Here is a 7,212-nt window from a genome sequence, read left to right as displayed (position 1 = left end):
AATGATACTTTTAAAATATCTTCGAGCAGCGCCTAAATATATTGTCTTAATTTTTATTATTATTTTAGGATACTTTTATTTAATTAAAAATAATGAACAACTTACTCAAAATTCTTTTTTAAAAGGATCAGAAAAGACAATAGAAAACCCCGTTCAAAATCCGAAGTCACAATTGATAGATTATGCAAACCAACAAGACGCAAGCCAACAAAATGTGGTATTGCATCCAGAACCAATCGCATCACAATTTTATGAAGAAAATGTGCCGGTCTATTCCGGTGCTATACAGGTCACAAGTGGTGTGACCTTTAAAATGATCACGCTCGTGGATGATGGATGGAGAAAAAAGATTATCCGTGATATCCGCTTATATGGTGTGGAAAGCTGTGAAACACGACAATTTGCCTCACGCAACGGAGTTAAGTGGCCATGTGGTGCTTTTGTTACTGCTTGGCTTGTCTCAAAAACAATCGATAAAAATGTTACTTGTCGGCAAGCACGTGTCATTCAACAGGTTCATTATGCACAATGTTTTGTAGATGGGGTTGATCTGGCACGTTTGGGGCTGGCAGAAGGGTTGATGGTGTTGACAAAAGATCAGCATCATTTTCCATCCCCAGCAGACTATAAAATTCTACAATCTGCTGCTCAAAAAGCACAAAACGGTTTATGGTCGAGCCAATTTCAACAACCAGAAGATTGGCGAAGAGATCATGGGAGCTATAATCCCATTGACCATTATTGATAAAGCGTCCTCTTAAGCGCTATTTAAAAATCAAGACAATATTCTACTGCAAATCTTATCAGAAAAAAGTTAATTATAATCCACGCACTCCTTGGTGGACAACGTTCGTTATGGAAATTTGTTGTGTTTAAAGCTCGCTTACGCATATAGGTTGCTCACTACAGCGCTATGGGAGAGCGCGTTTTTTCCCCTAAACAAAATAGTCATTGTAACAAACATGAGTGTTCAGAAAATATGAACACATGCAAACTACTGATGTGACCTTTGGTCATGAAAAAAGGCTTATGAAAAAATAGAGAAAAGGTAAAACTGAAAATACCTTGCCTTCAAAAAACAACCAATTGCTTCAAATCAAACCAGAACTTTTAATGCAAGCTTTGCCTCATGTTGCTATGTTCATGAAACATGGGGACATCTGAAAGGGAAGCGGTTCTATGGAATTTTTATCCAAAATGAAGGGGATTTTTTCAGGCTTTTGAAGAAGCTAAAGAGGCTATGAGGAAAAAATGTGCTTTCTTTTGTTATAAAAGAAAGCACATTGAGGGGGGGGATTTAGAATGACAGTTTTACATATTTTACTCTGAAAAGCGGTCTTTTTTATCTTTTTTCCACAGAAAATAAGTTGCAAGTCCGAGTATGGGAACACTCAATTTGGCAAAAGGGAGATGTTGACTGAGAGCTGCAAGGCTGGAAACGGTCGCATCTGTCATGAGTTTATGGCGTTGTTCTTCTGTCTTTTTTTGTTGGTCATAGCGTTGATAAGTTTTGAGAATGCGACTGATAATAAGACCTAATCCCGCAAGAGAAAGACAAATTAAAAACATGATACTAGCGGCGGCAAGAGGCTTCATAACAGAACATAACGCAATAAAACCGATGGTACATAAAAAAAGCAAAGACATGAAGAATGAAATGCCAATAAACCCATAGAAAATTGCTTGAAGGCGTACTTGCTTGACTGTGCTTTTAAGCCCTCCACCGACAAGATGGTTTAAAAGAGGAGCGATAAACTTATGCATTGCTTAACGACGTAGTAATTGAGAAAGAATAAAACCAATTCCTGCGGCAAACAAAACGCTTTTGCCAGGATTTTTGCGAACGCATTGATTCATGGTTTGTTCAAGATCACTGATTTTATCTTTTGCTTGAGACATCATGTCTTCACCACTTTCTTTCGCTGAGTGATATAGTTTTTCTGCTTTGTCTTTGGCGGCGTTGAATTTGTTTGCACCAAGATCTGTTAGGGTTGAGGTAATCCCTGAAATTTCAGTGCGTAACTTTTCTAATTGTCCTTGTAGGTCTTTTTGTTGGTCTTTTTCTACGGCTGATTTATCGTGCTGTGTTGTTTTATTATGGGCCATGGTATTTTTCCCTCTTGATTCATTATATTTGTATTGGTGTGTTCATAGTGATCATTTGCATTGGAGTGAAAATTTTCACTGCTTGAGTAACGCCAAAAGCTTTTTTTGGTTCCTTTCATTTTGTCGAATTTAAAACTGTTTTTGATAAAATAAATCTTTCCTATACGATATGCTCTGTCTGTAAAGGGTCGCATTTGTTAAAAATTGTCTTATGCTTTTGCAAGAATTTAGCACCATTCTTCAGTTTCTCATGGCACAGTTTTTATAAAAGTTTTTTAAAAGCGTGTTGAGGTTTATTTTTTAGGCTTGTGACAGGTAAAAAACATGGTTATTGTGAGTTTGCGGCAGAAATAATGTCATTTTTATGTTTTTGAAGCAAAGAAAAAGAAATGATATTGCGGCTCTTTGTTCTCTATGTATTTGGGGGCAACACGCGCTCTCCCATTATACTTTTGGTCAGTTTAAGATATTGCGATAGTTCTTTTTTTAAAAAAGGTATATTTTTATTTGGATAGAAGGTACTTTAGTGCACTGGTTGTTAGAGAAGTGCATATCCTTTTCTCCGAGGATTTTATGATATTTTTGCTGCTTGTTTCATGTAAGCAAATATTTTGTTGGATTTAAAAGAGCCGCTGAAATGAAAGAAGCTTTGCGATATGAGGAATTCATTTAACAGGAATGATGATAAATTATTCTTATAAATGAAAATATTATATGCGATATTTCTTGTAACTTTATCATTTTGCCTAATTTATGCAATAAATTGATTGAGTAAGATAAACTTGTTGAATTGTTAGAGAAAAATTTCTTGAGTGATTTCTTTAGAATTAAGAGAGAGCTTGTGGAATAAAACTATACTTGATTTATCAAGTTTTCTTTCTTAAGAGGAATACACAAGTGACGTTAAAAGGGTCGTGGCATTTTGGAACAGTGATGCTATGCGGGGTGACGACCCAGCTCATAAATAAAGATAAGAGCACAAGAATGTGAGATAAAAATGGAATCTGAAACAGTACCTTTAGATAATATGTCTGCTGTAGTGACAACGCATGATTTTTCTCCTCTTTCTATGTTTATGGCTGCTGATTGGGTGGTGAAAGCGGTTATCATTATTTTGTTACTTGCTTCACTTGTGTCTTGGACAATTGCTTTTGTGAAAATTGTTGAGATCACTTTGGTAAAACGAAGAGTACGTCATGAACTTCAATTGGTTCTAAATGCTCAGACTCTTACGCGTTTGGCAGCTAGCTTGAAAGAAAGCAAAGGGGCTGGTGTATTTTTTCTCAAAGAAGTCCTTAAAGAGGTGTATCTTTCTGCACAACAGGTTCATTTTTCTGCTCCTGAAGGGATAAACGAAAGCTCTGGTGAAAAAACCAGTACAGGGGAAAGGGCACAAACGATTGAAGATATTCTCTTTTATGAGGAGAGCAATCAATATGAAGATGTTTCCCGCGATGTTCGTGATGCTAGGGTTCGCGATGTTCATGAAGGTTTAAAAGAAAGGGTTCATTCACTTTTGTCACGCTGCTTGCTGGCTGCTACACGCCGTGTTGCATGTGGAAGTGCTGTTCTTGCAACTATTGGCGCAATTGCTCCTTTTGTTGGTCTTTTTGCAACTGTTTGGGGAATTATGAACTCTTTTATTGGGATTGCTCAGTCTCAAACAACGCGACTTGATGTGGTGGCGCCTGGAATTGCTGAAGCTTTATTCGCAACGGCTGTTGGGCTTTTTGTGGCTATTCCCGCCGTTGTTATGTATAATAGCCTTATGCGTGCTTTGAGTGGTTATCGCAGTGATTTAGGCGATATCGCTGCTGCTCTTGAAAGGCTCTTGAGCCGTGAACTTGATAGGCAAAGACAACAGAAAAGTCATAAAAAATGAAAGCAAGCCTTAATAATGATTGGGATATAGACGAGAGTGGGTTGCAAAGTGAAATCAATGTGACCCCTTTTATTGATGTTGTATTGGTGTTGCTTATTGTTTTTATGGTTGCAGCGCCTTTGGCAACGTCTGTCATTTCCGTTCAGCTTCCTTCTATAACTCAAGCACCTTCAGTGGTTCAGTCTGATGAACCTCTTTATGTTACGTTGCAAAAAGATCGTTCTCTTTACATTGGTGATCATCTTGTAGAACAAGCAGCTTTGAGAGAAGCTTTGTTGAGGGAAACTACGCAAAATTTAGAGGCAAAAATTTTAATCAAAGCGGATAGCGAAATTGATTATGGTACTGTCATCGATTTATTAAATCAAATACGCATGGCTGGATATAATAAAATCGGTCTTGTAGGATTGCAAAACTCTACCAATCTTGTCTCAAGAGGTGAGATCAATAATAAAACAACAGGGGTAGCGGATGCTGCTGTCGATGGAGCGGGTGGTAACGTTGTGGGGCGTGTGGATGCCGTAACAACGAGCCCTACGGGAAACGCTAATATTCCAGCCGATGTCTCTGATTAGTGATAAAAAAACAGCCTTTGTTGCAGGAAGCAAAGCATATTACTCAAAGTCGTAGAGTGAAATTGATGAGGGTTCCGTGGATTTATTAAACCAAATACGCATGGGTTTGATATTATGCAGGGGGTTCATATATTGAATCGTTTTTTTTAGGATTAAGCTCTACTCATCTTGCCGCAAGAGGTGCGATCAAGAAAAATAGCCAAGGGCGATTGTTGTGTGTCTTAATACATCTTAAAGCCTTTTTTGCGGCGGTGTTCATAAATGGTACAACGTTAAAGCCCCCGTAACATAATAAAAAACCTATCAAACATCACCATCTTTATGCTTAACAAAAGAGCAAGCGAGCACCATTATCGTATTTATATTTTTTTCCAATGTTGTGATAGTGCTATTTATTGTAGGCATTTTTTCAGTTTTTATCTGCATGCTAGCCACGTTTGGAATGTGAGAAACATGCTTTTGATTGATTTAATATAAATAGGCTTGCCATGAAACAATCTTACAGTATTGAGATTTCTCATTTAAGTTGCAAGACAATTCATTATTATTATAAATCAATATGATGTATAGATTGTCGACATTACCAGCGGTGTGTGAGCTCTCAATGTTTAATGCCAATGTTTTTGTTATGGGGGAGGGGTATCTGGTGATAATGAAGTTTTGTATAGCGCACGAGACGTAATTGAGAGATGCTTGTTTAGAGGTGCGTTTAGTGAAAAAACTTTGAAAGCAAATGCGCATTCCCTCTGCATTTTAAAAGCTCAAAGAATTTCCAGTGAAAGAGTGGTTGGAATAAGTATGTGTGTTATTTTGAGAGTAGCGATTTTTCAGAGCTTCTTAAGTGTGTCCCGTTGAACCAAAACCTCCTGTTCCACGGCTCTCTATATGGCTTTGGGTATTTTGCTCTGGTTCAATGGTGCAAACATTAACTTGGGATACGGGGGCGATGACTGTTTGGGCAATGCGCATGCCCCGTTGGATGGAAAAGTCTTCTTGTCCTAAATTGATAAGAAGGACTTTGACTTCACCACGGTAGTCACTATCAATTGTTCCTGGAGTGTTGAGGCATGTGATGCCGTGTTTTAAGGCTAAGCCAGAGCGTGGACGTATTTGTGCTTCAAACCCAAGTGATAAATGAAAAATGAGACCTGTTGGAATAAGTGCCCGCTGCCCAGGGGCAAGAACAAGCGTTTCTTCTTCTCCAATTGCTGCCCGTAGATCAAGACCCGCAGAACCCGCTGTCGCGTAGCAAGGAAGTTCTAAACCTTGTCCGTGTGCAAGACGCTGAACAAATAAAGTCTGGGCATGTGAAGATTGAGAAGAGACAGGATGATTGTTTAGAGGGGCGTTGGTTTCAGTGTGCGACATGATTGAGGCATTTCCAAAATATGAGGTCTAGAAGAAAATGATACTTTAACAAAAGATATCTATAAAACCAAGTCGATAAAGGTGTGTGGATATAGGTTGTCCCCAGAGCTTGCTTATCATCTCTTACTGACTTAAAATATTCCACAACACCACCTAACATTATCAATGGCATTTTTCAATAATGGCATCATCAAGGATGGCTTATGCCTAGGGGCATGCGCTTATTTGAGATCTAAATTATGGTTACAGATAAGATTTTTAGATACTACCGATAAGAATACCCGTGGCAAAAACCAGAGCACCACCAATGATGACCTGTAAAGAGGCGCGCCAAAAGGGAGTGGACATGTATTTGTTCTGAATCCAGACGATGGCGCCGAGTTCGAAAAAAACAATGATAAAAGCAATAATTGTCGCTACATAAAAAGAGCTGATCAAATAGGGAAGAGTATGGCCTAGTCCTCCTAATGTTGTCATAATGCCGCTGGCAAGACCTCTTTTTAATGGCGAACCACGCCCTGATAATTTTCCGTCATCATGGGCTGCTTCTGTGAAACCCATTGAAAGTCCCGCACCAATTGAAGCTGAGAGCCCTATTAAAAAAGTTTGATGCGTGTCTCCCGTGGCAAAAGCTGCGGCAAAAATGGGGGCAAGGGTGGAGACAGAGCCATCCATTAATCCTGCAAGACCTGGTTGAATCCAAGTCAAAAGTGTTTGTCTTTGCGTTTTCGAAGTTTTTTTTATGGTGTGATTTGCCGCTGTTGTTTTTTGGGAGGGATGGCGGTTCTTGCCTTTCACAAGAGAAGTTTTGTCACATAATGAACCGATAGTGTTTGCACGATTATGGCAAGAAAGGCACAAAAGTTGCTTATAATTTTTAAGCTCTTGAAGCCCCATGGCGGTAAAAACCGCGGCTTCCTTAGAGGAATAAGGTTCTAGAGCTTTTGCATATTTTAAATAGAGCGCCGCATGTTGCTCTTTTATTTTGAGCGCTTTAAGTATCACGTTTTGTGCTGAACGAAAGGACAGAGCTTTACGTTGTACAAATGAAAAAAACGATCTCAACATTTTCTGTTCCTCTGCACTTTAGAATAATTCTAAAACATAAGAAAAATAAACCGAAAGTCAATCTAAAAGTTAAAAACTGACAAATTACAAAAAGGTTGCACTGAGAAAAAAGGTGATGGGATGCTGAGAAAGTACAAGGAAATTTATCAAATGGAGACGAGAGGGGCGCATGAAAGAAATAATTGCGTGAAAAAATTTAAGAGACAATGTGCT

Annotated in this window: 7 protein-coding genes; 3 read left to right on the top strand and 4 right to left on the bottom strand. The window is 38.6% G+C overall.

The genetic code is table 11. From position 1 onward, the window contains the following. The first annotated feature begins 1 nt into the window (after window position 1). On the top strand, window positions 2–745 hold the full coding sequence (locus tag ACFIL2_RS09040; protein WP_375680344.1) for a nuclease: 744 nt from the start codon (window positions 2–4) through the stop codon (window positions 743–745). 575 nt (window positions 746–1,320) lie between these two features. Here the strand turns inward: ACFIL2_RS09040 and ACFIL2_RS09035 are convergent. Together ACFIL2_RS09035 and ACFIL2_RS09030 are read right to left on the bottom strand one after the other, a co-directional pair. Beyond that, entirely contained in the window at window positions 1,321–1,764 is a 444-nt protein-coding gene (locus ACFIL2_RS09035; protein WP_375617902.1) for a hypothetical protein, read from the bottom strand. A gap of 3 nt (window positions 1,765–1,767) precedes the next feature. Then, a complete protein-coding gene (locus tag ACFIL2_RS09030; RefSeq protein ID WP_375633396.1) occupies window positions 1,768–2,106 on the bottom strand; it encodes a YqjD family protein in 339 nt (112 codons plus the stop codon). Window positions 2,107–3,103: 997 nt separating this feature from the next. On the opposite strand from ACFIL2_RS09030, the gene ACFIL2_RS09025 reads away from it, so the two are divergent. Continuing rightward, entirely contained in the window at window positions 3,104–3,988 is an 885-nt protein-coding gene (locus ACFIL2_RS09025; RefSeq protein WP_375617904.1) for a MotA/TolQ/ExbB proton channel family protein, read from the top strand. After that, window positions 3,985–4,563 carry a biopolymer transporter ExbD gene (locus ACFIL2_RS09020; protein WP_375677001.1) on the top strand — a complete coding sequence of 193 codons (579 nt, stop codon included), beginning with the start codon at window positions 3,985–3,987 and terminating at the stop codon, window positions 4,561–4,563. Before ACFIL2_RS09025 ends, ACFIL2_RS09020 begins: the two co-directional genes overlap by 4 nt. Before the next feature lie 837 nt (window positions 4,564–5,400). Here ACFIL2_RS09020 and dut read toward each other — a convergent pair. Continuing rightward, window positions 5,401–5,931 (bottom strand): dUTP diphosphatase, encoded by a 531-nt coding sequence (dut, locus tag ACFIL2_RS09015; protein WP_375633393.1) that lies wholly within the window; start codon window positions 5,929–5,931, stop codon window positions 5,401–5,403. A 258-nt stretch (window positions 5,932–6,189) separates the two neighbouring features. Then, window positions 6,190–6,999 carry a VIT1/CCC1 transporter family protein gene (locus ACFIL2_RS09010; RefSeq protein ID WP_375634492.1) on the bottom strand — a complete coding sequence of 270 codons (810 nt, stop codon included), beginning with the start codon at window positions 6,997–6,999 and terminating at the stop codon, window positions 6,190–6,192. Window positions 7,000–7,212: the final 213 nt, after the last annotated feature.

This window comes from Bartonella sp. AP30XZML (genome assembly GCF_042195945.1).
Classification (GTDB): domain Bacteria; phylum Pseudomonadota; class Alphaproteobacteria; order Rhizobiales; family Rhizobiaceae; genus Bartonella.
The sequence above is the reverse complement of the archived record's forward strand: the minus strand, read 5'-3'. Positions and strand labels throughout refer to the sequence as shown.